The 25376-nt window shown below is 68.4% G+C and carries 27 protein-coding genes and 3 pseudogenes; 17 read left to right on the top strand and 13 right to left on the bottom strand.

The annotated features are described in order from the left end of the window. The first annotated feature begins 100 nt into the window (after window positions 1-100). From OG780_RS42235 to OG780_RS42210, 6 genes and pseudogenes are all read left to right on the top strand, one after another. Complete coding sequence (locus tag OG780_RS42235; protein ID WP_328457432.1) at window positions 101-1261, top strand: ABC transporter substrate-binding protein; 1161 nt, start codon at window positions 101-103, stop codon at window positions 1259-1261. Between the two features lie 7 nt (window positions 1262-1268). Next, window positions 1269-2138, top strand: a complete 870-nt coding sequence (locus tag OG780_RS42230) for a branched-chain amino acid ABC transporter permease (RefSeq protein ID WP_328457430.1) — start codon at window positions 1269-1271, stop codon at window positions 2136-2138. Next, entirely contained in the window at window positions 2135-3967 is a 1833-nt protein-coding gene (locus OG780_RS42225) for a branched-chain amino acid ABC transporter ATP-binding protein/permease (protein ID WP_328457428.1), read from the top strand. Before OG780_RS42230 ends, OG780_RS42225 begins: the two co-directional genes overlap by 4 nt. Continuing rightward, a complete protein-coding gene (locus tag OG780_RS42220; RefSeq protein WP_328457426.1) occupies window positions 3964-4698 on the top strand; it encodes an ABC transporter ATP-binding protein in 735 nt (244 codons plus the stop codon). The genes OG780_RS42225 and OG780_RS42220 overlap by 4 nt, the downstream gene beginning before the upstream one ends. Window positions 4699-4822: 124 nt before the next feature. Continuing rightward, window positions 4823-5701 (top strand): annotated as a pseudogene (locus tag OG780_RS42215) (NADH:flavin oxidoreductase); the annotation flags it as partial. A 90-nt stretch (window positions 5702-5791) separates the two neighbouring features. Continuing rightward, on the top strand, window positions 5792-6568 hold the full coding sequence (locus tag OG780_RS42210; RefSeq protein WP_328458746.1) for an FAD-dependent oxidoreductase: 777 nt from the start codon (window positions 5792-5794) through the stop codon (window positions 6566-6568). An 81-nt stretch (window positions 6569-6649) separates the two neighbouring features. Here the strand turns inward: OG780_RS42210 and OG780_RS42205 are convergent, their stop codons facing one another. Beyond that, a complete protein-coding gene (locus OG780_RS42205; RefSeq protein ID WP_328457424.1) occupies window positions 6650-7333 on the bottom strand; it encodes a TetR/AcrR family transcriptional regulator in 684 nt (227 codons plus the stop codon). Between the two features lie 138 nt (window positions 7334-7471). On the opposite strand from OG780_RS42205, the gene OG780_RS42200 reads away from it, so the two are divergent. The 4 genes and pseudogenes from OG780_RS42200 to OG780_RS42190 all read left to right on the top strand — a co-directional run bounded on the left by OG780_RS42200 (window position 7472) and on the right by OG780_RS42190 (window position 9530). Then, window positions 7472-8332, top strand: a complete 861-nt coding sequence (locus OG780_RS42200) for a shikimate dehydrogenase (RefSeq protein ID WP_328457422.1) — start codon at window positions 7472-7474, stop codon at window positions 8330-8332. A gap of 271 nt (window positions 8333-8603) precedes the next feature. Next, window positions 8604-8987, top strand: coding sequence for a hypothetical protein (locus tag OG780_RS42195; protein WP_328457420.1), 384 nt, complete (start codon window positions 8604-8606; stop codon window positions 8985-8987). Window positions 8988-9051: 64 nt separating this feature from the next. Then, a pseudogene (locus OG780_RS44800) lies at window positions 9052-9129 on the top strand (helix-turn-helix domain-containing protein); the annotation flags it as partial. Window positions 9130-9218: 89 nt separating this feature from the next. Further along, window positions 9219-9530, top strand: coding sequence for a hypothetical protein (locus tag OG780_RS42190; protein ID WP_328457418.1), 312 nt, complete (start codon window positions 9219-9221; stop codon window positions 9528-9530). A gap of 111 nt (window positions 9531-9641) precedes the next feature. Here OG780_RS42190 and OG780_RS42185 read toward each other — a convergent pair whose 3' ends face one another. From OG780_RS42185 to OG780_RS42170, 4 genes and pseudogenes are all read right to left on the bottom strand, one after another. Continuing rightward, window positions 9642-9890, bottom strand: a complete 249-nt coding sequence (locus OG780_RS42185; protein WP_328457416.1) for an ATP-dependent DNA ligase — start codon at window positions 9888-9890, stop codon at window positions 9642-9644. Window positions 9891-10264: 374 nt separating this feature from the next. Next, window positions 10265-10993, bottom strand: a complete 729-nt coding sequence (locus tag OG780_RS42180) for an SDR family oxidoreductase (RefSeq protein WP_328457414.1) — start codon at window positions 10991-10993, stop codon at window positions 10265-10267. Window positions 10994-11326: 333 nt separating this feature from the next. Next, window positions 11327-11602, bottom strand: a pseudogene (locus tag OG780_RS42175) (SOS response-associated peptidase family protein); the annotation flags it as partial. 464 nt (window positions 11603-12066) lie between these two features. Continuing rightward, window positions 12067-12972: a LysR family transcriptional regulator gene (locus OG780_RS42170; protein ID WP_328457412.1), complete on the bottom strand. Its 906-nt coding sequence runs from the start codon at window positions 12970-12972 to the stop codon at window positions 12067-12069. Window positions 12973-13109: 137 nt separating this feature from the next. Here OG780_RS42170 and OG780_RS42165 point away from each other — a divergent pair, with 137 nt between their 5' ends. The 3 genes from OG780_RS42165 to OG780_RS42155 all read left to right on the top strand — a co-directional run bounded on the left by OG780_RS42165 (window position 13110) and on the right by OG780_RS42155 (window position 15271). Further along, window positions 13110-13928 carry a 3'(2'),5'-bisphosphate nucleotidase CysQ gene (locus OG780_RS42165; RefSeq protein WP_328457410.1) on the top strand — a complete coding sequence of 273 codons (819 nt, stop codon included), beginning with the start codon at window positions 13110-13112 and terminating at the stop codon, window positions 13926-13928. A gap of 41 nt (window positions 13929-13969) precedes the next feature. Further along, on the top strand, window positions 13970-14566 hold the full coding sequence (locus OG780_RS42160) for an NADPH-dependent F420 reductase (protein WP_328457408.1): 597 nt from the start codon (window positions 13970-13972) through the stop codon (window positions 14564-14566). Window positions 14567-14836: 270 nt separating this feature from the next. Then, entirely contained in the window at window positions 14837-15271 is a 435-nt protein-coding gene (locus OG780_RS42155) for a hypothetical protein (protein WP_328458744.1), read from the top strand. On the opposite strand, the gene OG780_RS42150 is transcribed toward OG780_RS42155, so the two are convergent. Together OG780_RS42150 and OG780_RS42145 are read right to left on the bottom strand one after the other, a co-directional pair. Next, a complete protein-coding gene (locus OG780_RS42150; RefSeq protein WP_328458743.1) occupies window positions 15219-16013 on the bottom strand; it encodes an IS5 family transposase in 795 nt (264 codons plus the stop codon). The genes OG780_RS42155 and OG780_RS42150 overlap by 53 nt on opposite strands. Before the next feature lie 271 nt (window positions 16014-16284). Further along, window positions 16285-16788 (bottom strand): GNAT family N-acetyltransferase, encoded by a 504-nt coding sequence (locus OG780_RS42145; RefSeq protein ID WP_073492597.1) that lies wholly within the window; start codon window positions 16786-16788, stop codon window positions 16285-16287. Between the two features lie 743 nt (window positions 16789-17531). Between OG780_RS42145 and OG780_RS42140 the strand changes: the two genes are divergently transcribed. After that, window positions 17532-18290: a hypothetical protein gene (locus OG780_RS42140; RefSeq protein ID WP_328457406.1), complete on the top strand. Its 759-nt coding sequence runs from the start codon at window positions 17532-17534 to the stop codon at window positions 18288-18290. 138 nt (window positions 18291-18428) lie between these two features. Here the strand turns inward: OG780_RS42140 and OG780_RS42135 are convergent, their stop codons facing one another. From OG780_RS42135 to OG780_RS42120, 4 genes are all read right to left on the bottom strand, one after another. After that, entirely contained in the window at window positions 18429-18746 is a 318-nt protein-coding gene (locus OG780_RS42135; protein WP_328457404.1) for a hypothetical protein, read from the bottom strand. After that, entirely contained in the window at window positions 18743-19027 is a 285-nt protein-coding gene (locus OG780_RS42130; RefSeq protein WP_328457402.1) for a hypothetical protein, read from the bottom strand. Before OG780_RS42130 ends, OG780_RS42135 begins: the two co-directional genes overlap by 4 nt. A 231-nt stretch (window positions 19028-19258) precedes the next feature. Further along, window positions 19259-20248 (bottom strand): CU044_5270 family protein, encoded by a 990-nt coding sequence (locus tag OG780_RS42125; protein ID WP_328457400.1) that lies wholly within the window; start codon window positions 20246-20248, stop codon window positions 19259-19261. Further along, window positions 20241-20858 carry an RNA polymerase sigma factor gene (locus tag OG780_RS42120; RefSeq protein WP_328457398.1) on the bottom strand — a complete coding sequence of 206 codons (618 nt, stop codon included), beginning with the start codon at window positions 20856-20858 and terminating at the stop codon, window positions 20241-20243. Before OG780_RS42120 ends, OG780_RS42125 begins: the two co-directional genes overlap by 8 nt. Window positions 20859-21228: 370 nt before the next feature. On the opposite strand from OG780_RS42120, the gene OG780_RS42115 reads away from it, so the two are divergent. Next, window positions 21229-21510: a hypothetical protein gene (locus OG780_RS42115; RefSeq protein ID WP_443062281.1), complete on the top strand. Its 282-nt coding sequence runs from the start codon at window positions 21229-21231 to the stop codon at window positions 21508-21510. Between the two features lie 42 nt (window positions 21511-21552). Here OG780_RS42115 and OG780_RS42110 read toward each other — a convergent pair whose 3' ends face one another. Continuing rightward, window positions 21553-22386: an alpha/beta fold hydrolase gene (locus OG780_RS42110; RefSeq protein WP_328457396.1), complete on the bottom strand. Its 834-nt coding sequence runs from the start codon at window positions 22384-22386 to the stop codon at window positions 21553-21555. A 171-nt stretch (window positions 22387-22557) separates the two neighbouring features. Between OG780_RS42110 and OG780_RS42105 the strand changes: the two genes are divergently transcribed. Together OG780_RS42105 and OG780_RS42100 are read left to right on the top strand one after the other, a co-directional pair. Continuing rightward, complete coding sequence (locus OG780_RS42105) at window positions 22558-23001, top strand: MarR family winged helix-turn-helix transcriptional regulator (protein ID WP_328458742.1); 444 nt, start codon at window positions 22558-22560, stop codon at window positions 22999-23001. Window positions 23002-23124: 123 nt separating this feature from the next. After that, the gene (locus OG780_RS42100) at window positions 23125-23688 is read left to right on the top strand and encodes a hypothetical protein (RefSeq protein WP_328457394.1); all 564 of its coding nucleotides are present in this window, start codon (window positions 23125-23127) and stop codon (window positions 23686-23688) included. A 71-nt stretch (window positions 23689-23759) separates the two neighbouring features. Here OG780_RS42100 and OG780_RS42095 read toward each other — a convergent pair whose 3' ends face one another. Next, window positions 23760-25349 (bottom strand): hypothetical protein, encoded by a 1590-nt coding sequence (locus OG780_RS42095; protein WP_328457392.1) that lies wholly within the window; start codon window positions 25347-25349, stop codon window positions 23760-23762. Window positions 25350-25376 lie beyond the last annotated feature (27 nt).

Genomic DNA, 25376 nt, shown 5'->3' with positions numbered 1-25376 from the left:
TGTGCAACGCCCGCCGGCCCCGGCATCACGGGTCGGCGGGGTTCGCGTCGCCTCCCCCACCCCTGCCTTCCAACCCACCGACACCGACGAGGTGACCATCATGTCCCGCATCTCTCAGCCTTCGGCCCCACGCACCCTGCTCGCCGCCGCCATCGCCGTGGCCGCGACCCTCACCGCCTGCAGCGCACCCGGCGACTCCGACAAGAGCGGCAGCTCCGACTCGGGCCCCATCAAGATCGCCGTCGTCGACGCCCGCAGCGGTCAGCTCTCCTCTCTGGGCGACTGGGAGTACAAGGGCGCCAAGCTCGCCGTCGACGAGTGGAACAAGAAGGGCGGCATCAACGGCCGCAAGATCGAGCTGAAGTCGTTCGACGACCAGGGAGACCCGACCACGGGCACCAACCTGGCCCGCAAGATCTCCAGCGAGCACTACATCGCGATGATCGGCACCGCCGAGAGCGCCGTCACCATCGCGATGGCGCCCGTCCTGAAGCAGGCGGGGATACCCAACATCACCTCCGGCCAGTCCGACGGACTCGTGGCCCTGAAGAGCGATTTCCTGTTCCTCAACGGTCCGACCAGCACCACCTACGACAGCACGCTGGCGAAGTACCTGATCCAGGACAAGGGCTACAAAAAGATCGCGATGATCACGAACAACGGCTCCTACGGCACCGGTGAGCACGACGCCTTCACCAAGGCCGCCAAGGACCTCGGCGTCACCCCGGTCACCGATCAGGTCGTCACCACCGACCAGAAGGAATTCAGCGCCGCCCTCACCAAGATCCGCGCGAAGAAGCCGCAGGTGGTGTTCATCGGCTCGGAAGAGGTCGAGGCCGGCCTCATCGTCAAGCAGGCCCGCGACCTGGGCATCACCGTGCCGTTCGCGGGCGCCGCCCCGCAGGGCACCCCGGTCTTCACACAGACCGCCGGTAAGGAGGCGGCGGAGGGCACCATCGTCAGCTCTCCCTACCTCGGCAACGACGTCAGCCCGGCGGCACAGAAGTTCGCCGCCGCCTACAAGGCCGCCTACGGCGAGGACGCCGAACTGCACGGAGCCAAGGCCTACGACGGCACCAGCATCCTGCTCACCGCGCTGAAGAACAGCAAGGTGGCGACCGGCAAGAAGCTCGCCGACGCGATCCGCGCGACCCGGTACGACGGCCTGCTCGGACAGTTCCAGTACGGCGCCGACGGCGTCGGCATCACCAGGACCAGCATCGGAGTCATCAAGTCCGGCGCGCTCGTCGCGCAGAACTGAGGACGACGTGCAAGACACCCTCCAAACACTCGTCAGCGGTCTGAGTCTCGGGGCTGTGTATGCCCTGGTCGCAATGGGCTTCTCCCTCGTCTACCGCACGATGGGGCTGGTCAACTTCGCGCACGCGGACATCGCCATGATCGGCGCGTACGCCGCGTCCACGTTCTACCTGACTTCGAAACTCCCCTTCGCCATGGCCATGGTGACCTCCATCGTGGTCACCGGGGCCATCGGCCTGGTCATCGAGCGGGTACTGCGCCCGCTGGAGAACAAGGACTTCGACCTGATGCTGATCGGCACGATCGGCTTCGGCATCGTGCTCCAGGCGGTCGCCGTCCTCATCTGGGGCACCACCGGCCGCGCCGTCCCCTCGCCCCTCCACTCCGCGCCCCTGGACATCTTCGGCATCCGGGTACGCACCTACGACCTGCTGGTCATGGCGGTCGCCGCGATTGCCGTCGTCGCCCTGGCCCTCTTCCTGTCACGCACCAAGCGCGGCGCGGCCATGCAGGCGGTCGCGATGGACCACGAGGCGGCCACCGCCGTAGGAATCGACGTGGGCCGCAGCAACGCCCTGGCCTTCGCCATCGGAGCCGGACTGGCCGCCCTCGCGGGCGGCCTGGTCGGCCCCATGCTCTACGTCGACGCATCCCTCGGCGGGGCGCTGGGCATCAAGGGCTTCGCCGCGGCGATGCTCGGCGGTTTCGGCTCGATCCAAGGGGCAGTGGTGGGCGGCATCGCAATCGGCGTCCTCGACTCCTACGCGGCCGGCCACTTCCAGGGCTACTCGGTCCTGGTCACCTTCCTGGTCTTCACCGTGGCGATCATGATCCGGCCCACGGGGATCTTCGGCGAGAGGACGGTCAGCCGCGCATGAAGAGCCGCATTGCCACGACAGTCGCGATCGTCGTCGCCGCCTGGGTACTCCCCTACGGTCTGGGGAGCTACACCATCCACGTCGTGAACATCGCCCTCATCTATGCCCTGCTGGCGATCGGCATGGGCCTGGCGATGGGCATCTCCGGCCAGATCAACCTCGCCCAGGTCGCGTTCTTCGGCGTCGGCGCCTACACGGTGGCCGTCCTCACCACCCACTACGGGTACGGCTTCTGGGCCGCGGCCCTGCTCGCCGTCCTGGCCACCCTCGCCGCCGGCCTGTTCGTCGGCATCCCGGCCCTGCGGATGCAGTCGCACTATCTGGGGATCGTGACCCTCGGTCTCGCCCTGGGGTTCATCAACTGGATCACCAACGCCCACATCTCCGGCGGCGCCGACGGCATCTCCGGTGTCCCCGGCCCCACGCTGCCCGGCATCGATCTCTCCAGCGAGTACCTCTACTACTACCTGGAAGCCATGGTCTTCGGCCTCGCGCTCGTCTTCGGCCTCTTCGTCGTCCGCACCTCGCTCGGCCGTCGTCTGCGCGCCATGCGCGACGACTCCCTGGCGGCCGGGGCAATGGGTGCGGAGATCCCGCTGCTGCGGATGACAGCCTTCCTCCTGGCCAGTTTCTACGGCGGCCTCGCCGGAGTCCTCTATTCGGGTCTCATCCGGTACGTCGCACCGGAGACGTTCTCCATCGGGAACATGTTCATCCTGCTGGCGATGGTCATCATCGGCGGCCGCCGATCCCTGGTGGGCTGTGTGGTCGGAGCCATCGGACTGACTCTGGTCCGGGAATGGCTGTCGGACTTCTCCACCTACGCCCAACTCGGCTACGGCATCGTCGTCGTCCTCATGGTCGTGTTCGCGCCGACCGGTCTCGCCGGCATCCCGGCGCGGCTGCGCGGCGTGTACGAGCGTCGGCGCGGCCGGGAGTCCGTCCGCGCCGAACTGCGGCCCTTCACGCCCTACTCCCCCATCGGGCGTTCTGACACCGCGGACGTGCTGCTGGCGGTGGAAGGCGTCACCAAGCAGTTCCGGGGACTGCGAGCGCTCGATGAAGTGTCCTTTGCCGTGAACGACGGCGAGATCCGAGGGATCGTCGGTCCTAACGGCTCCGGAAAGACGACCCTGTTCAACGTGATCAGCGGCTTCTACCGGGCGACCGCGGGCACGGTCCGCTTTGCCGGCAGCGACACCACCGCTGCGCGGCCCTACGTCCTGTCGCTGGCCGGCCTGTCCCGCACCTTCCAGAACCTGCGCCTGTTCGGGCAGCTGACCGTCCGCGAGAACATCCTCGTCGCGCTCGACCGCAGCCACACCCGGTCGATCTGGCAGTACGCCGTGTGGCAGCCGGGAGTGTGGGCGCACGAACGTCGGCTGCGGGTACAGGCGGCCGAGGTCCTCGAGCGCTTCGGTCTCGCGGACTTCGCGGACGCCGACCCCACGGCACTGCCGTACGGCATCCAGCGCCGTATAGAGATCGCCCGCGCCATGGCGGCCCGGCCCCGGCTGCTGCTGCTCGACGAACCGGCCGCCGGTCTCAACGGCGAGGAGGTGCAGCAGCTCATCCGCATCGTCCGCTCGATCAGGGACAGCGGCACCACCGTGATCCTCATCGAGCACAACATGGGACTGGTGATGTCGCTGTGCGAGAAGGTCACCGTCCTGTCCAGCGGGAACGTCATCGCGGAGGGCACTCCTCAGCAGGTCGTGACCGCACCGGAGGTCATCGAGGCCTATCTCGGCGAGTCCGACCTGACAGAGCTCGGCATGGACACTCCCGAGGCCGACCAGTCCGACCGTGCGAAGGAGGCGACCTCGTGAAGGTCATCGCAGGCACCACCGCAGAGTGCCTGAGTGTGCAGGAACTGAGCGTGCACTACGGCGGGGTCCAAGCCGTCAGCTCCATCGACTTCACCGTGGAGCCCGGCCAGTCCGTCGGCATCATCGGCGCCAACGGCGCCGGCAAGACCTCCACCCTCAAGGCGCTCATGGGCCTGGTCCCGCGCAGCAGCGGCAGCATCCGCCTCGGCGACAAGGACCTCACCCGGGTCAAGGCCCGCGACATGGTCCGCCACGGCATCGGCTACGTCCCCGAGGGCCGGCACGTCTTCCCCGGGCTGCCCGTCGAGAAGAATCTCCTCCTGGGCGCCTACTCCCGCGCCTGGGACAAGGACACCCACCAGCAACTCGAGGAGATCTACGCTCTCTTCCCCGTGTTGAAGGAGATGCGCGAGCGTCTGGCAGGGGCGCTGTCCGGCGGGCAGCAGCAGATGCTCGCCATCGGCCGTGCCCTGATGACCCGGCCGCGTCTGCTGGTGCTGGACGAACCGTCCATGGGCCTGTCGCCGAAGCTCGTCGGCAACATCCTCGACGTGCTGTTGCGGCTGCGTGAGGAAGGACTGAGCCTGCTCCTGGTGGAGCAGAACGCCAAGCTCACCTTCGGGGTGACCAGTCACTGCATCGTGATGGAGAACGGTCAGGTCGCCATGCGCGGCACCTCCGCACAGCTCAGCCACAACCCGCGGGTGCGGGAGGTGTACCTGGGACTGTGAATACCGCCACGACCGACATGCCGACCACCGATCCAGGGGTGGTGCTGGCGACTCCGCTGCAGGTGGGACCCCTGCAGCTGAGGAACCGGTTCGTCGCCGCGCCCATGGAACGCACTACTGCACGGAGGACGGTTCAGTCACCGAGCGGTACATCGCCTGCCTCGTTGCACGGGCTGCTGGCGGCGCCGCGCTCGTGCACACCGAAGCCGGGTACATCCGCGCCGACGGCAAGGGCAGACCCCGCCAACTCGCCCTGGACGACGACCGTCACGTGCCCGGGCTGAGGGCCCTGGCGGACGCCGTCCACCGTCACGGTGCCCTCATCGGCATGGAACTGAACCACGGAGGCCGCACCACCCAGCGGGCCGTCAGCGGACACCAGCCTGTCGCTCCGTCTCCCGTGCCGTGCCAGGTCACCGGCGGCGATCTCCCCCGGCAGCTCGACCCGACCGATCTCCACCGATTGGTCCGTGCCTACGGGGAGGCCCCGCGCCGCTGCCGGCAGGCGGGCATCGACGCCCTGACCGTCCATGGCGGGCACGGCTATCTCATCCACCAGTTCCTGTCCCCGGTGACCAACCACCGCGACGACGAGTTCGGCAACCCGACACTCTTCCTGCGCCTCGTGCTCGACGCGGTCCTGGACCAAGCGGGACCTGAGCAGGCAGTGGGGTTGCGCATCTCGGCGCACGAAGGGCATCCCGCCGGGCTGTCCGCCGATGCCACATTCGCTCTCATGGAGGAGGTACCGCTCGACCGCTTGGACTTTCTCGACATCTCCGCCGGCTCGTACGAGGCAGGCGAACGGATCGTTCAACCGGGCGAGTGGGAGCCAGGGGTCCTGTCCCCCTACGCTCGGCGCTACCGCCGGCACTTCGGGCTGCCGGTCGGGGTGGCAGGGCGCGTCAATTCCGCCCGGGCCGCGGCGCGCATCGTGGCATCGGGTCAGGCGGACTTCGTGTCCCTTGCCAGGACTCTGCACGCCGACCCCGCGTTCCCCGGGCGTGTCCTGTCCGGTGATGCCTACCGGCCCTGCATCGCCTGCAACCGGTGCATCGACGAGCTCCACGACAACCAGCCCATCGGGTGCAGTGTGAATGCCCGCGCCGGACGGGAAGAGGTGGCGAACACCCCGCACCGTGCGGCGCGGGCCCGAATCCTGGTGGCCGGCGGCGGCCCCGCCGGCATGGAGACGGCCCGTCTGCTGGCCGAGGACGGGCACACCGTCCGGCTGCTGGAGGTGGGATCGCGGCTGGGCGGGGCGTTCCGTCTGGCTGCGGGTCTGCGGCAGCACCCGGACTACCGGCTCCTCCTCGACTGGCTGGAGGGCGAACTCGACCGGCTGGGTGTCGTCGTACACACCGAACGGCCCGTCGACGAGGAAGTTTTGGCCAGCAGAGACGACGCGATCGTCGTGGCCACCGGCGCTGTCGGCCGGGACGCAACAGGTCTGCTGCCTGCGGGAGCCGGCCTGCGTGACACGTTCGACGTGCGGACATGGCTGGCGACCGGCAAACGGGCGGACCACTGCCTGATCTGGGGCGCCGACCGTGATGGGGTGGCCGTGGCGGATCACCTGGCGACGACCGGTACCACCGTGGTTCTCGTCGGCTCGCAGACCACCCTCGCGCCGGAGGTTGGACGCCGGACCAAGATCCTCACCGTTCCCCGGCTGGAGCACCATCCGAGCGTCCGGATCGTACTCGACGCCGAGGTGACGGAGCTGGAGGAACGGCGGGTGAGAATCCGCACGGCCGGTACCGAGAAGTGGATCGACGCGCCCGGTCCGCTGCTCGTGTCGCAGGGCGCGGTGCCCGACACCCGGTTTCTCGACGCGTGCCTGCGCCGCAGGCCCCGGCTGGGGGTATAGCCGGTGGGGGCGGCGGACGAAGCGGGCGCCTCCCTGAAGCAGTGCTTCGCCTCCGCCGAGCAGGCGGCCAGGACGCTTCGCTCACGCCTGTGAGACCACCGGCTGTACCCGCTGCGCGGCAGTGCCCGTCAGATAGTTGACGACCATGTCTCCGAGCATGGTGCGAAACCGGTCACGGTGCACCGGCGCCAGCAGGTCACAGTCGAACAGCGCTGCGAAGGTGTGGCGGTTGGCCACCGGGAAGACACAGAACGAGCTGATGAAGGCGTGCATGCCGATCGCATCGACGTCAGCGGTGATCTGCCCGTTCTCCCGTCCCCGGCGCAGGATCCGTTCGATGACCGCGAGCGCCGGGGTCCGCAGGTCCGTCAGATGCCGCGACCGGGCCAGGTGACGACCCCGGTGGACGTTCTCGATGCTCACCAGGCGGACGAAGTCGGGGTGGGCCTCGTGATGGTCGAAGGTCAGTTCAGCCAGCCGTCGCATCGCCTCCACCGGGTCCTGCTCATCGGCGTCCAACAGCAGCTCCTGTTGGCGGATTTCGCGGTACGCCCCCTCCAGGATGGCTGTGAACAGGCCTTCCTTGCTGCTGAAGTAGTAGTAGATCATCCTCTTGCTGGTACGGGTCCGAGCGGCGATCTCGTCCATGCGTGCGCCGGCGTACCCGGCTTCAGCGAACTCCGCTCTGGCTGCCGCGAGTATCTCGCGCCGTGTGCGGTCGGCGTCGTGCGAACGGTGCTCGTCCGAAGGGGCAGCCGTGCCCATGTGAACCCCCATCGCCCGCCCCCGGCCGGAGGCGCGACGTGCCCTGGGCGCGGTCGGGGCATCCGTGCCACTTCCCGCAACGCGCCGATCCTGATATGGATAACGAACTAGTTCGTACATTACTCGTATGGAGTCGAAATGAACCAGCACTCGTACCTGGTCGGGTTGATTGCACCGGGCGCCGAGTTCTCGGTCAGCTCCGAACTCCACCGCCGCGAAGCGGCGCGCCACAAACTGCGCTACCTGTGCCGGCACCTGGGCAGCCGACGCGATTTCGGCACCCTGCTGAACGATTGCAGAACCTTCGGGTTCTCGGGGCTCAGCGTGGCCACATCCACCGATCACCAGGTGTCTGCGGCCATGGACGGACTGTCCTGGTCCGCCGCCAGAACAGGCACGGTCACCACCGTCATCTACGAGACGGACGGACGGGCCACCGGCCACGACACCGGCATGGAAGCCTTCACCACCGCCTTCGAACAGAACATGCCGGACGCCGGCCTTTCCCGGGTCGTACAGGTCGGCGCAACGGGTGCTGGGGTGTCCGCCGCCCACGCGCTCGCCGAACGCGGCGTGGAACACCTGATCCTGGTCGACACCGACCCGGCTCGCGCCTCAGCCCTGGCCGAAGCCGTGAACCGACACGCGGAGAACCGACCCGCCAAGGCCCGTCCGGTCGAGACCCTCGACCATCACCTGAAGCAGGCCGACGGACTCGTCAACGCCCTCCCCCGCACGGACAGCTCCGACCAACTGACCCAGGCGCTCACCGAGTCGCTGCGCAGCGACCTGTGGATCTGCGACCTCGACTACCACCCTGCCGCAGCATCGCTCGCGCAGGCGGCACGAACTCTGGGGTGCCCGGTGCTGCAGGGCGGGAGCCTGCTCGTCCACGCGGCAGCGCGAAACTTCCAACTCGTCACGGGTCGACACGCGCACACCTCACACATGCTCGGGGACTTCGCCGACCTGACGGCCGAACCGGCCGCTCACAGCTGAAGCCGGACCTGCGATGCGCAGAAGCAGCACGTCGGTCACGCAGACGCGCGCTCGACCCGCGCACGGACCCGGCAGGGCCGCACGCCAGTCCCGGAGAGTCACACGGCATGCCGCCGGTCTTCGCGACGACCTGGGGCAGCGCACTACAGGAGGGGTCGCCCGTCCCTAGTGTTGCATCAGGCAACGTTCGCTTCATCGGACGTTGCATGATGGCCGGTATCCAGTCGTAGGAACGGAACTGAGGCTGTCAGTAGTCCCGTAGGGTGCTTGGGTGTTCAATCGGCTTGAGATCAGTGTGTTGCCACCAGGCCCCCGATGGGCTGCCCAGCTGTCTTTCCGGATCGATGGCGAGGAAGTGGTGGCGGCCTCGATCGGAGAGGGAGGCCGTGGCCCGTTTGCCGAGGAGGCATTGCCGGCCGATGGCCAGGGTCCCCTCTGGGCAACCGGCGAGGGACGACGTGTAGTGCTGGGTGAGCCCGAGTGCACGGGCGGATGCTGTGGCTACCTGTCCGTGTTCGTACAGCGTCACGGCGGGATCGTGGAGTGGTCCGACTGGCGGGTGCCCGCTGATGAGGCGCGCCCTCCGATTTTTCACTTCGACGCCGATCAATACGACGCCGAGCTGACCCGCGCGCTGACAATGTCTGCCTCGTGACAGTTCGCCGCGTGGACGCTTCCCCGCGCGGCGACCGGGTCAGAATGATCACGCGGCTGGACGTGTGCGGGTTCGTGAGATCGATGGTGACGAGGGCCGGCGGTTGTTGCGGATCACCCGCCGGGGCACTGGGTCGGCGGTGGGGCGCAGCTGTGGGGGTGTTCGCTAACCTGTTTCCGAACCTCAGCCGACGTGGTCCGCGTCCATGTAGCGTCGGCGCCAGGGGATGCGATGAGCTTCGACGAGAACGAACCGCAATCTGTTCGCGAGCAGCGCTTCGCGGCAGAACAGGCCGAACGCAGAGCGGCTCGCAAGGCCGTGCCGCTCGACCTGCGGGGAGCCCACGTCGGCGCGGTCATCGTGATCGTCGCCTTGGTCCTCCTCAGCTGGTTCGGCAAGCCGGCCGCTCTGGGCGTCGTCAGCGGAGTCTTTCTGCTCTGGTTCGCCTCAGCCCTCGCGTGGGCCTACGCCGACGGGGACCACGGTCGACACGCCCTCCAGCGGGCGTACAACGTCACCTTCGGATGGGGCGACGGGTTCTGAGCCCCAAGGCCAAAGCAGAGGGGGCGGTTTGACGAGCGATGCCGAGCCGGTGGGGAGCGGTCCGCAGTACGCCGATGAGCTGACGACCGACGTTGTGCGCCCACGGCGCCGTCAGCCGGGGGGCGTGAAGACGACGGACTCCAGTGCATGCCTGCGGCGTCGGTGGGGCCACCCTGTCGTGCCGGTTCCGGACAGGCGCAGGAGGTCGAATGCGACGAAGTGTGCCGACCACTCGTCCGCGGCCCGGGCCGCCCCGGCACTACGCTGCTGCAGCCTCTCGAAGGCGAGCCGTCCCGCCTCCCATACGATCAGTTCGCCGTCGAGCGAGGTCGCATCGGGCAGCTGCGCGGTGCCGTCCACGATTTCCGGGAAACGCCGGCGCCATCTGGGTGCCGCGGCGCAAGCGCAGCTCTACCCGGCCTGCGTCGACGGAGAGCAGAGCCCGGTACCCGTCCCATTTCGGTTCCGCGGCCCACCCCGGTCGCAGGTCCGGCCCGGGTGTGGGGGTGGTCAGTATGGGCTGGGCAACGTCCAGGTCACGCGGCATGTCTTCCACGTCCGCTGGCCGACGGGCCCGACAGCACCCGTATGCGCGGTGTCCGCCTTGGCCAGAGGCGGGGCGGACCGTGTCGCGTCAGGCGCCTATTGGGCGGGTGCTGGTGAAGCAGGAGCACCTGTCGGCTGCCTGGATCATCCGCGTTTGGCCGAACTGGAGGCTGGAGGGCGCGAGCGGTTCAGGAGAGCCAGTCGACGTAGCGGGTGGGGGCGAGGTGGGCGTCCTTGTCGGTGAGGACGTCACCCTTGACGACGGCAAACATGCCGGCGGTGGGGTCGGTGACAACGGTGCGGCTGTCGCCCTTGTGGGTGAGGGTGACCCGGCCCAGCTCGTCCAGGGGGAAGACCTCGGGCCCGGCGATGTTGCGGATGCCCCCCAACGGGGCGCCCGCGGCGACTTCAGCCACCGCGTCGGCCACGTCCTTGGAGGCGATCGGCTGGATCGGCGTGGCGGGCAGCCGGACGGTGTCGCCGTCGGTCGTCCAGGACAGGACAGCGTCCATGAACTCCATGAACTGCGTCGCGCGGACGATCGAGTAGGGAACCGGCCCGGCCGCGAGGATGTTCTCCTGGAGCACCTTGGCCCGGTAGTAGTCCAGCTCCGGCACCTGGTCCGCGCCGACGATCGAGAGAATGACGAAGTGACCGACGCCGCCCTTCTGAGCCGCGGCCAGAAGGTTGTCCATCGAGGTCTGGAAGAAGGCCGGGGAGGCTTCGTCGAAGGTCGGGGAGTTCGTCAGGTTGACGATGACGTCGGACCCCGCCACCGCCTCGCCCAGTCCGTGGCCGCTGATGACGTCGATTCCGGTGGACTGCGAGTGCGGCACCGCCTCGTGCCCGGCGGCGTTCAGGTTCTTGACGACCTGCGACCCGATCAGCCCGGTACCGCCGATGACCGCGAACTTCATGACATGCCTTTCGCTAGGAGATATGTCCAAAATATGGCACAACATCCTCTATATGGATTTTTGATGTCAGGTCAGGATTCGCACATCCGTCCAACGTGTTGCTCGACTGGCGAACTCCGCGGCACCTCCCGTCGGCCTGCCCGCGGGCTCGCAGCACGTCGAACTGACTGACCAGCCGGTCGTAGTGGGCGAAGGAGTAGTCGGACAGAGGGGAGAACGCGCAACTCGCCGCGGTCCTCGCGCACTCGGTGACGGCCTCGGCCACCGTGCGCTTGTCGTTGCCAGCCCGCCCGGGTCGCCGACGAAGCGTCCGTCCCTCGCCGGGGACAGACGTTAGGAGACGGCTTTGTCCAGGAGTTGGGGGCCGTTGTTACGGACGTTGTTGACGGCGGTGGAGACGGGGCGGGCGTCCAGGTGGCCGTCCGTCGGCCGGCCGAGTAGGGCCCGCAGTTCATCGGGATCCTGACGGTCGGGGTCCAGCCAAGCGCCGTAATGCTCGGGGGTGAGGGCGAACGGCATGCAGGGGTGGACGCGGCCGGCGGCGTCGGCGGCTTCGGCAGTGATGATGGTGCAGGTCATCAGCCAGGCGGCTGGATCGTCGTCGTCCTGGCCGCGGGGTGCGCGTTCGAGGACGGCCCACACGTCGCCGGTCGGGGCGACATTCCAGTTCGGCGCGAGCCTCTCCCGTGCGGGTACGACCGCACATGCCGCCACTCTTTCACCGCCGAAAGCCGCGCGCGCCTCGCGCCGACCCCGTGTCGCCCAAGATGGCGGCCTGTCGGGCTGCAGGCCTTGCGCTGGATCGTTTGTCGTCCGTTGAGTGCAGCCGCCGTGCCCCATCAGCATCACGCTTGAGCGCGGCACCAGAAGGCCGGTGCCGCGCCCCGTTCGCAGCGTTGGTATCCGGGCGGGAGCCTACGGTGTCCGCCTGGATCCATGAGGACATGATCCTGTGGCCATCGCGGGGCTGGAATTTCCGGTCTTGGGGTCGGTGGCCAGAACCTTGTCGCCGAGTTCGGCTCGTCGTTGATCTGATCGCTCACGAGGTCGGACGGCCGTGCTGACGGTGCCGGCTACGACGCTCCGGACACGGCCAGCGCGGTTCGCGCCAGCCCGCGCAGCCAGGTGTGGGCTGGGTCGGTGTCGTAGCGCTGATGCCACGACAGGTATACGGGTGCCAGCGGCAGTTCGAGCGGGAGGGGGAGGACGACCAGGCCGAGGTCGGCGACCGCTGACCGCGTGGTGGCTTCGGGGACGCTGATCAGGAGATCGGAGCCGCGCGCGAACTCCAGCGCGGCCGCTTCCGTGGGCGCGGTGGCCACTACGCGGCGGGTGAGGTCGAGCCGCGTGAGGGCGTCGTCGAGGGCGTTGCTGAGGTTTCCACGGCGCGAGACGGTGACGTGTTCAGCGGCGGCGTACTGCTTTGCCGTGAGGGTCCTGACGCGGGTGAGGGGGTGCCCTTGCCTCACGACGATGACGAGGCGGGTCTCGCCCACGTTCTCGGCACGGATGTCCGGTGCGCTCGGGCGGTTGGCGTTCGCCTCCAGGTCGACCTCGCCGCGCCGCAACTCGGGGGTGTCGACGCTCGATTCCGCGACGAAGCGCAAGCGCACGCCTGGCGCCTGTCCGCGAACGGCCGCGAGGAGTGAGGGGCCGCTCAAGGCGACCAGGGAATCGTGCCAGCGGAGGGTGAAAGTGCGCTCCAGCGTTGCCAGATCGAGTTCACGGCTCGGTGCCAGCACCCCCTGGACCTGGCGCAGCAGTTCGTGGACCTGTTCCCGGACGGCGATCGCATACGGCGTCGGGGTCATCGTGCGCCCCGTACGTACCAGGATCTGATCCCCGGTCGCGTGCCGGATTCGGCCCAGACTCCGGCTCATCGCGGGGGCGGTGACGTGCAGGCGTGCGGCCGCCCCGGTCACACTCCCCTCCTCCAGCAGCGCGTCGAGGGCAGTGAGCAGGTTCAAATCCAATTGCATACGAGTAATCCTAGCCGTGCTTGACATGCATTTGAAGTTAATGAAGGGGCTCTATACCTTCGAGGCAAGAGCGCAAGACGGAACGCACCGCCTGGCCCGACCAGCCTCAACACCCCTCCTCACACGGGAGTACCGCCATGTCCAAAACGCTTCAGACCACCGACGTCGCCGCCTCCGACGCCGACCTGCTCAGCCAGACCGCCATCGTCGTGCGAGCAGCCGGATCGGCGCTGCGCGAGCGCTTCGGCGAGGTGGTGCGCTACCAGACCCGCGAAGAGCTGATGCACGCCCTCGCCGCCAACGACGACACGGCGCTCGACATCCTGCGCCCCGGCCTCACGCGCCTGCGCCCGGACGCCGGCTGGGTGGAGGACGAGCTGGACGGCGGGGCGCTGCCGACCGGTGAATGGTGGGTCGTGGATCCGGCAGAAGGAAACGTCAACCACCTGCACGCCCTGCCGGAGTGGGCGGTGACTGCCACGCTCGTGCGCGAGAACCAGCCGGTGCTCACCGCGGTCCACCTGCCGCTGACCGGCGAGACCTACACCGCGCTCACCGGTGCGGGCGCCCACCTCGACGGCCGGCCGCTGCAGGTCTCCCGGACCGCGGACCTCGGCCTGAGCATCGCGGCCACCAGCCAGGCCCGGCCGGACGAGGACGAGAAGGTCGTGCGGCGCGTCGGCTCCTCGATCACCGCGATGCTCTTCGACGCGCTCGTCGTCCGCACCGCCGTACCCGCGACCCTGCACCTGATGAACGTGGCCGCCGGCCGGATCGACGCCTTCTGGCAGTACTCCGGCGCCCGCGCGGACCTGCTGCCCGGGGCGCTGCTCGTCACCGAAGCCGGCGGGCAGATCTCCGACGCCGAGGGCCGCCCCTGGACCCCGCAGAGCGAGAGCTTCCTGGCCGCCGCGCCCGGCGTCCACGCCGAGGCCGTCGCCACGCTCTCACGCTGACCACGCACCACAACCTGCACGCACGAAAGGACCAGATCACCATGACCACGATCGCAGTTCTCGGAAACGGCCGCGTCGGCGGCAACCTGACCGCAGCCCTTGCCCGGGCAGGACATGAGGTGACCGTGGCGGACCGCGCTCCGGGCGCCGCCGCCGACGCTGCCCGGACAGCCCAGATCGTCATCAATGCCACCCCGGGCGCCGGCTCGCTCGACCGGCTCGCCGCCCTGCGCGAGGAACTGCGCGGCAAGATCCTCGTCGACGTCTCCAACGCCACCGTCGACGGCCCCGACGGACTGCCCGCCGACCTGCTCTACCCCGGCTCCAGCCTCGCCGAGCAACTCCAGGAAGCGCTCCCCGAAACGCACGTCGTCAAGACACTCAACACCATGCTCTTCCCGGTGATGACCGCGCCGGCCACCCTCACCCAGGCGCCCGAGGCCTTCCTCTCCGGCGAGGACCCGCAGGCCAAGCAGACCGTCCGCGAACTGCTCATCGACCTCGGCTGGCGCAAGGAGTGGATCACCGACCTCGGCGGGATCCAGACCGCCCGCGCCACGGAGGCCGCGATACTGTTCGTACCGCACGTGATCCGGTCCAGCGGATTCACACCCTTCGCGATCTCGATCGCCCGCTGATCCGCACACAGTGCGCCGCCCCCTGCGGTCCGCAGACACCGGATCTCTGAACGCTGAGAAGCCGTCTCTCAACCGAACGTGATCCGTTGATTTTTGCTGGTCAGGCATGGTGTAGCTCGGAATGAGAGAGGCATCCGGCGTCTTGTTTCCGCTCCGTGAGCGAGGGGTGCGCGGTGGCGTCGGTGCTGGGAATGCTGGAGGAGCGAGCGGGAGACAGCGGCCCGTGTGCGGGTGGAAGGGCTACGGGAGGAAGTCGCCCGGTTGGCTGAGGTGTTGGAGGCCGCCGAGATCGAGCTGAACCGGCGGGTGATCGCGCGGGAAGAGCTGGTCGAGGCCCTAGCAGCCTCGGCTGCCGAGACCACCGCCGGGACCGAGGCCGAGGAGAAAACGGTGCTGTCGCTCGCGCCGGTGCCGGGCTCGACGGTGCCGCCCTGGCGGGAAGGGCTGCCGATGACGGTTCTGGCGCCGGACTATCAGTGCATTCTGGGCGTGCTGGAACAGCAGCGATCCACGGGTCACGGACCGCTTCGGGCCAAGGAGATCGCGGTGGAGCTGGGCCTTGACGCGACGCCGGCGAAGGTCGAGGGACTGCGGTCGAAAGCCCGGCGCCTGGCGGAGCGCGGGTGGCTCCTCCTGGAGGCGTCGGGGGCGTTCAGTGCCGGCCGGCGGACCGTGGCCGTCCCAGACGCCGGCTCATCCGCGTGACCATCGACCACCGGATCATCGCCTCGCTGGTGGCGGGCAGGGTCTCGTAGTCCCGGGCCAGACGGCGGGAGTTCATCAGCCACGCGAACGTGCGCTCGGCCACCCAGCGCCTGGGCAGCACCACGAACCCTGCCATGTCGTCGGTGCGCTTGACGATGTCCAAGGTCAGGGCGGGTTTGTCCCGGCGCCAGCCGACGAGGGAGCCGGTGTAGCCGCCGTCGGCCCACACGAGGGTGATGTCGCGGTGCAGACGGCGTAGCCGGATCAGCAGGCCCGCCGCGGCGTCCCGGTCGCCGATGTTCGCGGCGGTGACCGCGACGGCCAGGAGCAGGCCGAGGGTGTCGGTCACGATGTGCCGCTTGCGGCCCGGCACCTTCTTCCCGCCGTCGTAGCCGCGTGAGGCGGCCGGTACCGTCGCGGCGGCCCGCACCGACTGCGCGTCGATGATCCCCGCAGTGGGCTCGGCCTCGCGGCCCTCGCGCTCACGGAGCGTCCCGCGCAGCCGGTCGTGGAACTCGGCGATCAGCCCGTGCTCGCGCCAGCGGCGGAAGAAGGCGTAGACCCGGGCCCATGCAGGGAAGTCCGCGGGCATCGCCCGCCATGAGATCCCGCCCGCGACAAGGTAGCGGATCGCGTCCAACAGCTGCCGGTGGCAGTAGCCCTCGGGCCGTCCACCCCGCCCCTGGAACCAGGCTGGCACCGGCAGCAACGGCCGGACGGCCACCCACTTCGCGTCCGTCATGTCCGACGGATACCGGCACACCCGGTCCGGATGGTCGGCCGCGTTGCCGTACACGTGCGCGAGGCAATCGCACGACACGGCGTGCGAGTTGAAGTCAACGTGCTCGGGCACGTACAACAAAGACAACAGGGCCTCCGGGAACCACTCGGAATGGGATCGCACCCCCGAGCTACCAAGAAGCCCTGCTTTCACGCGCGGAAACCGCCGCAGTCACCCGATCGAGACTCCCGTTCGATCGACAGCCTTCGAGATCGGTACGTGCAACAACCACTTACGTGTCGGGATGCTCCGGCAGGGCGAGCCAGTCGGACCAGGAGATCTCGCGGCCGAGGAAGCGCGGCTGCTCGAACGGCCAGTCGGCGGCGATCCACTGCGGCACCAGCGCATCGAGGGCCTGCTCGACCTTGCTGCCCACCAGCTCGTCCACCACCCACCAGGAGATCTCGCCGTCCGCGCCGGCCCTCTCCGGTGGGTCGATGTAGACACAGCCGAGCAGAGCTGTCTCCGCCGCGTCGAACAGCGCGTAGTTGAAGGACTGGTGTGCGGCGATCTCCTTCTCGTGCCGCAACAGGTCGGCCTGGTCGGCCTCGTAGGTCATGGTGGCCGCGGGCCAGCCCCAGGCCGGACCGAAGATGGTCCACAGCCGCTCGCGCGAACCCATCACAGCCGGATAGTCGAGCGGGGTGTCCGCCTCCCGGATCGGCCGCAGGTGATGACCACCGCCCGGCAGCGGTACCAGGACGGGGTGGACGAAGTCATCGGGAAGCCAACTCATGGCGCCCGACCGTAGCAGCGCGCGGCCGTCCGCTCCCCTGGATTTTCCCCGCATACCGCCAGGCCCTGCTCTCATGCTGGGCAGGGCCCGCGATCACCCGATCGAGACTCCCGTTCGATCGACAGACTCCATGATCGGTATGGCAACGGCTTCTGAGGCCAGTTCACAGACTTGACGAGAACCACCTGCTCCGGTTGTCCGTACCAGGCAGGGCCGAGCCGAAAAGCCCTCTCACCGCTCGCCCCCGCAGTTCGAGCTGCTCTGAGCAAGCGCGTCTCATGCGCCGTCGAAGTCCTCCTCACGTTCCAGCCCTATCTGTGCCTCACCCCCGGCTCCTACACTTCGTCGTCGCGGCCGAGCCGTCAAGCGTGTCTGATGCTGTTCGTGCCACAACGGCCCTACCTCGGCCACGAGTTCAGCAATCACCATCGGCGACAACCCGGTGATCCGGTACTCCGCCACGATCAACTCACACACCTCAGCCCCCATCATGCTCAGCTCAGCGAGCTACCTGGGCGTCGAGCCACGGCAACCGTGCACGAGGTCGTAGGGGCGCTGGCCCGAACAGTCCGCGGGGATCGTGTGGCTGAGCGCTTCAATCGGTGAGCGAACGCGCGAGTTGGTGCCCCAGAGGGTTCGCGCTCTGCGCGCCGGGCGTGATTGAGCTCGACACACGCAGGGAATTGAGCTCAACGGGGCTCACCCCCTGGAGGGACGTAGCGCCGAGGGTCTGTGAGGTGTGCATGGCTGGTTCGCGGGCCGAGTCGGGGTCGGACGACTTGTTGGAGCGCTGGGATCAGCGGGGGCTGGCCATCGCTTGTCTTGTCGCCGTCTGCGGATCGGTGGCCGCTGCGCTCTTCGGACTGTCCGCCGCCTGGCAGATGCCGTTCCTGTTCACGGCGGTCTACGCAATCCTGCGCTCCCTCGTCCCCATCACCTCGTCGCGGCGGGAACTGACCGATCTCCGCACCGAAGTCGAACTGCTGCGGCGTGACTTCGACCAGGTGAACTCATCACGTATAGAGCACTATCCGGACGCGGGGGCCTTCTACAAGGCGGAGGTCGACTATCTCGTCAACCGCCGCCCCAGCCATATGGACGCCTGGTACATGCGGCTTGAAACTCCGGATGACTTCAGCGCATCGTCTGCAGCCTTCTCGGATTACTTCCAGGCGGTACTCGACTGGGCGCACAACGGCGGATCCGTGCGACGCCTGTTCTGCCTCGGATCGTCCAGAGGGTATGCCGGCTGGACGGCACGGCACCGAGAACAGACCCGCCACCTGCGCAGCTACAGCATTCGAGAGGTGACCTGGCCCATCAAGGCCGACCTCATGAGCATGGCCATCATGGATACGAGCGCGGTGTTCCTCGCATTCACCGTCGGTGACCGAGTCCAGGGCATGCGCATTGAAGACAGCGAGGCTGCAGCGTACTTCAAGTCGTACTTCGACCGGCACTGGGAGAACGCCAGAGAGGTGGTGTGTGTCCGCACACCTTGAGGCATATTCGGAATGTATACGCAGTTCACGCAGCGGGGGCTTGGCCGGTTCCCTGAGTGCTTCTCTTGCTGTCGGGCGTGGTCGGCTTCGGTCGGGGCAGCCGTGTGAGGTCGCCCCAACCGAATATCCAGGAGCGGGTCAGGAGTAGTCGCCGTGTCCGGCCCGGCGCAGGATGTCGCGTTCCCGGCCGGTCTGGGTGTCGAGTGAGTCCTCGTGGTCGATGACGATGGTGTCGCCGACCGGTCGGGCTCGTACCTGGGCTCCGTAGGCGTCGGTCGCCTTTACCAGGAGGGCGTCCTGGTGGGCGGCGGGCCAGCTTTGGATCAGGTAGGACTCCACGACGTCGTCCGTGGTGTCGTCCACAGCCGTGTCCCTGCCGAGCGCGTGGACGCGCAGCCGGTACTGTCCCGGGCCTTGGAAGGCCAGAGTGGGGAGATCGGCGGGGTCGTCCATCATGGGTGCGACCAGCACTTACCCGGAGGGGGAATGGCAGGGCATCTCAGCGATCTCTTCCCAGCCCGGAGCAGGATCGGTCGCTGGGAGTGCTGTTCGACCGTGACGCGGACGTTGCCGGTGTGGATCCCGGTCGCCACCTCGATGACGCCGCCGACAGCGGATGCGAGTCCGTTCTGGGTCGCGTCGAGGTCGTCGGCCACGGGCCCTTGCGGGTCCGCGATCTGGAATAGGTGGTACTCGGCGCGTACCAGGGCTGTTGCTGCGACTGGCTCATCGTTCACGGGTGTTGTCTTCCGGTCTCGTCCGATTGGGGTCTACCTGATCCGTCCCGGGATCCGGTTTCGCTCTCCGCCGCCCGGGGCCGGCTGCCCCGAGCCTCGGAGCGGCGTGGAGCTTGGGGAGGCAACCCGACAGTCCACGCCGGGAAAGTGCCCTCCGCCTGGAGTTCCGGGCCAGGAAGGCAACTTCACGCTTCCGCATCGGCAACGGCCGCGCCCGAACCAGACATGAGGCTATGGGCGCTGCTTCATCCGGTCGACGATGGCCCAGTCCACCACGTGTGACAGTTGGATGTACGTCTTGTCGCCGGACGCCGAAGTCCGTTCGTCGCGGAAGCCCAGGAATTCATAGGATTCCGGGTCGAAGATAAGGTACTTGCCCTTCGCGAACGGACTCTTGGGGTAGGAAATCCCCACCCCGGTGCGCCCGGCGGAGTCCTTCACTCCCGGAACCGCCTCGACACCGGGCACCAGGGCCAGCGCCTTGTACGCGGCGGGACGCAGCCCCTGGGGCAGCACCGGCCACTTCAGGAGCTCACCGAGCATGAAGTAGGCGTCGAACCATTCTTGTGCGGTGAAGTCGCTCATCGACCTGCTGGAATGCCCGCCGCCACCGGCGATGTCCGGAATGAGTTTCTCCGGGTCGGTGGGCAGCTTCTTCAGCTTGCTCCACTCCCGAGGCGGCCACACGCCCTCGCCCTTCTTCAAGGGCTCCTCCCAGATCACCCGGCCGAGTTCCATGGTCAAGGAGCGCTTGGAGCCGTCCACCGAGTCCCAGTTGACGTCCTCGTAGGTCTTGACCGCGCCGGTCTTGCGTTCCGTCTCCTTGATGATCCGCTTCGAGTAGATGAACTGGTCGTCGCGCGGCGTCACAGGCTTCTCGTCCTTGCCCGTCTGCGCCGCCGCCCCGTTCAGCACGGTCACGGCGCTGACGTTTTCCATACTCGGGGTCGCTGTGCCCGGTACGCGGTCGGCACGGCCGGGGCGGTCGCCTTCGCCGTCGCCGCCTTCTGTGATCAGTACCGCCGTTCCCGTGACCGTCACGGCGACCACCGCAGCTGCCGCGAGGCGGAGCGCGTGCCGTCGGCTGGGGGCCGGGTCGGGGTGCTGCTGCGCACGCGCGATCGTGTTGAGCAGTCGGTGGCGGGCCTTCGCCCGGACCGGGTCGATGAGCGGGACAGCGTCCGCGTCCCAGTCCCGCAGGAGTTCGAGTTCGTCAGTCATGGCCGGGTACCTCTCGCAGTGTCGTCGGATCGGATCCGCCCAACGCTTCGCGTAACTTGTTGCGGGCCCGGTGCAGCCGTGATCTGACCGTGCCGATGGGGACACCGAGGGCCTGGGCCACCTCCTCGTAGCCGAGACGGCCCCACGCCACCAGCAGCAGCACGTCCCGGTGCCGTGCGGGCAGTGCGGCCAGTGCCGCTGCCAGTTCGCGGCCTACGGCCTGTGCCCCCACCCGGGCCGCGGCACGGTCGGCCAGCGGCTCCTCGTGATCGGCCGGAGCCGGGATACGGGCCATGGCTTTGAAGCGGCGGCCCTCGGCCCGCCGGTGTCGGCCGGCCAGGTTGGTCGCTATACCGAACAGCCAGGGCCGGGCGCCGTCGCCCGTGGCCCGAGAGGGGTCGTAGCGGTGCCGCTGCTGGAAAGCGGTGGTGAAGGTCTCTGCCATGAGGTCGTCGGCCGGCTCGCCACCGAGCCTACGGGCCAGATAGCGGTGTACCTCATCCGCGTACCGGTCGAAAAGTGCGGCGAATGCTTCGGGCTCATCCCGGGACCGTGCAATCACCGAGGCATCGCTCTCCGCCCCCGTGCGGACGCCTGGCTCGACGGTCATCGGGGCTCCTCTCGTTCAAGGGAACGTGCTTCGAAGGCTTGGGCTTTCATCTCTCCTTCGCCGCTCGTCCCCGGCGAGTTCCCTCGGCCCCTCGTGTATCGAAAGCAGACCTCCTGCGCTGCCGCGTGGTCAGAGACCTGATCATTGCGTGCGCTTCTCTGATCTGCTTCATGCCCGGCGCTGCGCGCCGGAGGCGGCCGCGACGAGGCCACCTGCCCAACTCCTTCTCGGTCCCGAACTGCCCCGCTCGGCACCGGAGGTGAGCCCCGCTGCCCCGGTCGGGACAACAAGAGGTTCCCGGCCTGTCCATGAGTGCGGAGGCCCGCACCTCGATTGTTCGGAGTGCAGACCCGACGGTGGCGGCCGTCGCGTGGGGCTGGGATGGGGCGCCGCGCCCACGCTCCTTCAGGCCGCAGCCGGGCATGCCGGAACACGTCAGAGTCCAGCCATCGCCGACACCGCGCAAGCCACCCTCGTGACCCTGTGGAACGCGGCCATGGCACTCGGCGGCATCGTCGGCGGCCTCCTCCTGCAGCGTGTCGACGTCACCGCCGGCGCCACCGCCGCGGCAGGGCTCGGAGCCCTCAGCCTGGCCGTGATCACACTCACGCGGCACCATGCCTTCGCGCTGACCGACCGGGACACACCGTGACATGCGCGAACGCATCACCGTCCGTGGCTCCGGAGGACAGCCCTACCTCGGCTGGGCGGGAGTACCCACGGCACCGGCGTGTGCATCGATGTGCGCGTCCAGCGCGGCGAATGTCGCTTCGGGGCGCTCGATGTGCGGCAGATGGCCGGCCTCGGCGATCGGCTCGTAGCGCCCTCGGGCGAACGCCCCCGCGTAGGCCCGCCCGTACGCGGGCGTGACGATGCGGTCGCTCTCACCCCACACCACGAGGGCCGGGATCCGCACCCGTGCGAGCCGGTTCAGGAGCTTCGGGTCGTGCATGTACGGGTCGCCGGCCAGGAGGCGGAGAGTGGCCATGTTGGCCTGCTGGACCGCGATCCGCTCCTCGGTGAGGGTGGCCGGGTCCACCGCGAAACGGGCCGGATCGTGGAACGAGTACGCGGCGATCTCGTCCGGCCGGAGCCCGAAGATCTCGCGGACCGGCTCTCCCGGGACGGCCACGCCCGCGGCGTTGACCAGGACCAGGGAGCTGATCACAGCTCCGTCGTCGCGGAAGGCCATCTCGGCCGCGGTCCAGCCGCCGAGCGACGAGCCGACGACGAGGACGTCGCGGTGGCCCTCGTCCCTGAGCCAGTGCAGATAGGCGATCGCCAGGTCGTCGACGCCGGTGAACCAGCCGGGGCGCTCGGTCCCGTTCCAGCCCGGGTGGGTGGGAACGACGCATCGCATGCCGTGCCGGCCGGCCAGATGCGCGGCGACGCCCTGGACGGTGGCGGGCCCGCCACCGCCGTGCAGGACGAGCGCGAGGCGGCCGTCGGCGGGTCCGGCCTCGGTGAGGGTGAGGGGAAGGTCGGGGCGTGGGTGGACGGTACGGGTTCGCGTCTCGGTGTCGGTCATGCACCTCACGGTATCTACGCATACGTATATACGCAACCTTAGATTCTGGATTAGGATGCGACCATGACCGCGAACCGTGAGGAACCCAGGGTCCGAGGCACGGGCGACAAGGCCGGGGGCAGGACGTCTGCCGACACCGGCACCGCGTCCGACCTCGCCGCTCCGCCCGCCGTGGAACCGGGCTCGTCCGCCGTTCCCGTCGATCTCGAAGAACTGGGGCGCGCCGTGAAGGAAGCGCAGTACCGGCACCACCGCGCGCTCGACACTCACCTCTCGGCGGTCGGCACGACGCTGGCGCAGTGGGACGCGCTGCGGGCCATCGCCCGTACGCCCGGAGCATCCGCACACGAGCTGGCGGTCGCCACCTTCCAGGGCGACCAGTCCTTCGGCACACTGGCCTCCCGGCTCGCGGCCCAGCACCTCATCGAGCGCCGTCCCGGTCGCGGCCGGCGTATCGAGCACCATCTGACGGAGACCGGCGAGCACGTCTTGAGGGCGGGGCGCACCGTCACACGCGATGTCCTCACCGCATCCTTCGACCCGCTGGACGAAAGCGAACGGGCCACGCTGCTCGGGCTGTTGCGCCGTATCGGCGTTCCGAGTGAGGGTCTCTAGGATCAGCGACCAGAAAGCTCCCGCGGCTCACGAGAGCCGGCCTTCCGACCCGGGCCTCCGCCCTCGAACAGGGCTGGGAACCCGCCCTCGGGCAGCGGCCGGTATCCCTGTAGCGTCCGCTCCGTGATCGCTCTCGACGCACTCGTCCGGCTCTGCCCTCCGCCCGCCGATCCGCCACCCGTGGTGGACTGGGCGCAAGCCGAGGGCGCCCTGGGTGTGGGTCTGCCGGCCGACTACAAGCAGCTCGTCGAGACGTACGGCGACGGCATCTTCGACGAGACGATCTGGCTGCTCGTCCCCGACTCCGCCTACGACGACTGCGACCTGCACGCGCAGACGGCGGAGCGCGACGAAATCCTGGCAGACCTGTGGGAGTTCGAGGAGAAGCCCGCCGGTCTGCGGGAGGCGGGGGCGAAGGTCCTGCCGTGGGCATTCGAGGAGGGCACGGGAGCGTTCCTGTACTGGCTGGCACGGCCCGGTCAGCACCCCGACGAGTGGACCGTGCTCTACAACGAGGGGCGCGGTCCCCTGTGGGAGCAGCATGACATGGGGTGCCTCGCCTTCCTGCTGGCGGTGCTCAACGGGACTGCGGAAACGGAGTACTTCGGTTGCCTCCACGAAGTGCTGAAGCCGAGTGTGCACCGCTTCGCGACGGCCGACGCGATTCTGGGTACGGCCGGACAGTGAGCCGTCGGCCGCTCTCGACGGATCGGGAGACGCAGTGAGGAGGGCTGACGCTTGTGCCTCCGGGAGACCTGTCAGACGCGGAAGTACAGGGTGCGTTTCAGGAGGCCGAGTGTCGACTGCGCCCAGGCGAGGATGTTCAGGGTGGAGTCCAGGTTGGCGGGAGGCTGGTTGACGAGGGTGTCACGGCGGATGAGCCGATCGAAGTCGACCGTGACCGGGGCTGTCCGTACGCTTCCGTCGGAGTGGCGGAACTGCACACCGGCCGCGAGCATGACGTTGATCAATTCCTGGGCGAGGATCCCGTAGGCGATGGTGGTGGGGTGAACGCCGTCGAGGGAGAACAGGCCGCCGGCGGTACGTCCTGTGCCGTCGCTGGTGATGAAGCGGGAGTTCGGCTCCGGAGCAAGGGCCTTCAGTTGCGGCGGCAGTTGGTAGGGCCGCCACCATGGCGGTCGGGCCGTCATGTCTTCGATGTACCGGCGTGACGCGAGTCGGTCGAGCAGGCCGGCTGTGTCCATGAGGAGCCAGTCCGCCCCCGTCGTCCGCGCTGTTCTCACATGGTCGGTGATGGCCTCGTTGTAGAGGTCGATGGCCCGGTCGACGTCTTCCGCCTCCTGCCCCGTCAGGTGGGGGTGAAGGACGGGGCTGAAGGTGTCATCGTCGATCCAGGGCCGGGTGTAGTAGGGGAAGTACCTGGACCCTGACGCGCTCTTGCCGCCGATTCCACGGGCGAGCGGGGGGATGGTGACGTGCGGGACGGTGCACCAGATGACATGGCGAGCCGCGATCTGCCGTACTTGGGCGACGATTTGCCGCAGCTCGTCCTTGAAGTGGCTGGGATCCCAGACCGTGTACGCCTTCTTGCGCTCCAGGTCGTCGTATCCCTCACCGCTCCACTCCACTTTGAGCTGGGTCACTGTCTGCAAGGCGTTGTTGGCGCCGAGGAAGACGATCAGGGTCTCGATTCCGTGGCTCCCTCCGTCGGGCCGGTCCTCACCGAGGCGGCGGGCCGCCGACAGCAGCGTCATGGTTCCGCCTCGGTCCACGCTGCCGGAGGGCAGGACCCGCAGTGCCGCGCGGTCACCGTTGTTCTCCACGGTCTGCCGCAGCAGGTTGTCGGTGGGTGTCGCGATGGCGTCCTGGCAGATCTTGGCGCTCTTTTCGAGGACGTCGCGCAGGTCCCAGCCGTACACGGAGAGGTTGTGGTTGATGGCGTTGATCTGCGGGACGACGCTTCCCGGCCCGCGCTCCCAGTAGTCCTCGACCTCGTCCAGGAACCTGCGGGCGTGGAACAGGGCCAGCGGGACCTCCCACCAGTCCAGATCCTTGCCGAAGCGCTCCTGAAGCTCCCTCAGCAGCAGTTCGATGTTGAGGGGCAGTCCTCCGTACCCCGGGTACACGGGGAATCGGAAGTCGGTGCCGGATCCCAGTTCGTGAGCGATGATCGCCGGGTAGGACAGGTCGGTGTTGAAGACCGCTCCGCTCTGGAACCCGTGCGTGAGTGAGTCGCCGATCGTCACGAGCCGATGACGTGGCTCCTGTTCCTGCTCCGGGTGATCGAACGGAATGCCCAGCGTAGGGTCCGTGACCGGTTCGCGCGGTGGTTGTCCCCTGCCCGCCAGGACCTCGGCCGGGATGTGAGCGTGCGTATGGTCGGCCATGGTGTTCTCCTCGGCCCGATGAGGGGC

This window comes from Streptomyces sp. NBC_00386 (assembly GCF_036063235.1).
Classification (GTDB): Bacteria; Actinomycetota; Actinomycetes; order Streptomycetales; family Streptomycetaceae; genus Streptomyces.
Note: the sequence above shows the minus strand (reverse complement) of the source record. Positions and strands in the feature narration are given on the sequence as shown.

What these genes read in the sequence shown, in the direction of transcription:
- OG780_RS42200 (WP_328457422.1), top strand. Translation starts at nt 7,472, where the DNA reads ATGAACCAGCACTCGTACCTGGTCGGGTTGATTGCACCGGGCGCCGAG.
- OG780_RS42125 (WP_328457400.1), bottom strand. Translation starts at nt 20,248, where the DNA reads ATGACTGACGAACTCGAACTCCTGCGGGACTGGGACGCGGACGCTGTC.
- OG780_RS42225 (WP_328457428.1), top strand. Translation starts at nt 2,135, where the DNA reads ATGAAGAGCCGCATTGCCACGACAGTCGCGATCGTCGTCGCCGCCTGG.
- OG780_RS42235 (WP_328457432.1), top strand. Translation starts at nt 101, where the DNA reads ATGTCCCGCATCTCTCAGCCTTCGGCCCCACGCACCCTGCTCGCCGCC.
- OG780_RS42150 (WP_328458743.1), bottom strand. Translation starts at nt 16,013, where the DNA reads ATGACGGACGCGAAGTGGGTGGCCGTCCGGCCGTTGCTGCCGGTGCCA.
- OG780_RS42110 (WP_328457396.1), bottom strand. Translation starts at nt 22,386, where the DNA reads ATGACCGACACCGAGACGCGAACCCGTACCGTCCACCCACGCCCCGAC.
- OG780_RS42180 (WP_328457414.1), bottom strand. Translation starts at nt 10,993, where the DNA reads ATGAAGTTCGCGGTCATCGGCGGTACCGGGCTGATCGGGTCGCAGGTC.
- OG780_RS42120 (WP_328457398.1), bottom strand. Translation starts at nt 20,858, where the DNA reads ATGACCGTCGAGCCAGGCGTCCGCACGGGGGCGGAGAGCGATGCCTCG.
- OG780_RS42190 (WP_328457418.1), top strand. Translation starts at nt 9,219, where the DNA reads ATGAGCTTCGACGAGAACGAACCGCAATCTGTTCGCGAGCAGCGCTTC.
- OG780_RS42145 (WP_073492597.1), bottom strand. Translation starts at nt 16,788, where the DNA reads ATGAGTTGGCTTCCCGATGACTTCGTCCACCCCGTCCTGGTACCGCTG.
- OG780_RS42170 (WP_328457412.1), bottom strand. Translation starts at nt 12,972, where the DNA reads ATGCAATTGGATTTGAACCTGCTCACTGCCCTCGACGCGCTGCTGGAG.
- OG780_RS42205 (WP_328457424.1), bottom strand. Translation starts at nt 7,333, where the DNA reads ATGGGCACGGCTGCCCCTTCGGACGAGCACCGTTCGCACGACGCCGAC.
- OG780_RS42135 (WP_328457404.1), bottom strand. Translation starts at nt 18,746, where the DNA reads ATGATGGACGACCCCGCCGATCTCCCCACTCTGGCCTTCCAAGGCCCG.
- OG780_RS42140 (WP_328457406.1), top strand. Translation starts at nt 17,532, where the DNA reads ATGGCTGGTTCGCGGGCCGAGTCGGGGTCGGACGACTTGTTGGAGCGC.
- OG780_RS42165 (WP_328457410.1), top strand. Translation starts at nt 13,110, where the DNA reads ATGTCCAAAACGCTTCAGACCACCGACGTCGCCGCCTCCGACGCCGAC.
- OG780_RS42095 (WP_328457392.1), bottom strand. Translation starts at nt 25,349, where the DNA reads ATGGCCGACCATACGCACGCTCACATCCCGGCCGAGGTCCTGGCGGGC.
- OG780_RS42160 (WP_328457408.1), top strand. Translation starts at nt 13,970, where the DNA reads ATGACCACGATCGCAGTTCTCGGAAACGGCCGCGTCGGCGGCAACCTG.